General features: G+C 57.4%; 1 protein-coding gene. It reads right to left on the bottom strand.

The features are described from left to right. The coding region (locus tag FCN80_RS26225; protein WP_136993291.1) for a phage tail tip fiber protein at positions 1-704 on the bottom strand (704 nt) is incomplete at both ends.

The following is a 704-nucleotide window of genomic DNA, read 5'->3' as shown; positions in this document are numbered from 1 at the left end:
CTCTGCATTCCCGCCGGGGTATTCTCGACCCCCACCCCAATGCCAGCCGTGTAGAGTTTTCCGTCTTCAGTCTGGCCGACCTTGACCGACCACATGTCTTTCAACTGACTAGCATCCTGAACTGGTCCCAACAGGTCCTGGCCGAGCTGCGTCTCGGTGATCTGCCCAGTTAGATAGCTGAGAACCTCTGACGAATCAGACGACGATGACCCGGCTACCCAATCGGTATACCCGGATTCATTACCAGTTTTGTCCACCAGTTGGGCACGGTAGTAGAATGTCACACCGGCGGCCAGGCCCGCCTGTTGATAGGATTTTTGCGGATACGGCACATCCGACAGCAACAGGGGGTTATCGCCGGCAGCAGTTGCGCTGTACTGGATTTCCGTTTTCAGCGTATCCTCGGCGCCATCCGGAAATCCCCAGGTCAGCGTAATGCCGAACACCACATCAGTCGAGGCAGAAAATCCGACCGGTTTCGGCGGCGCGCCCTCTTTTCCGTTCAGTTGGGTTTCGGCCGCATTTGCCCAAATGCTGGAAATGTCACTGGCATTGATTGCCCTGACACGAGCCTGGTACGCGCCGGCATAGATTCCGGTAATCTCGAACCCGAGCGCCGACGTGCGTGCCACGCTGACCCAGTTGCCATTATCCTTTCGCCATTCAGCCTCATACGCGATAGCGCTGGCCGCCTTATCCCAGGT

It is taken from the genome of Martelella alba, assembly GCF_005217455.1.
In the GTDB taxonomy this organism is placed as follows: Bacteria; Pseudomonadota; Gammaproteobacteria; order Enterobacterales; family Enterobacteriaceae; genus Acerihabitans.
Note: the sequence above shows the minus strand (reverse complement) of the source record. Positions and strands in the feature narration are given on the sequence as shown.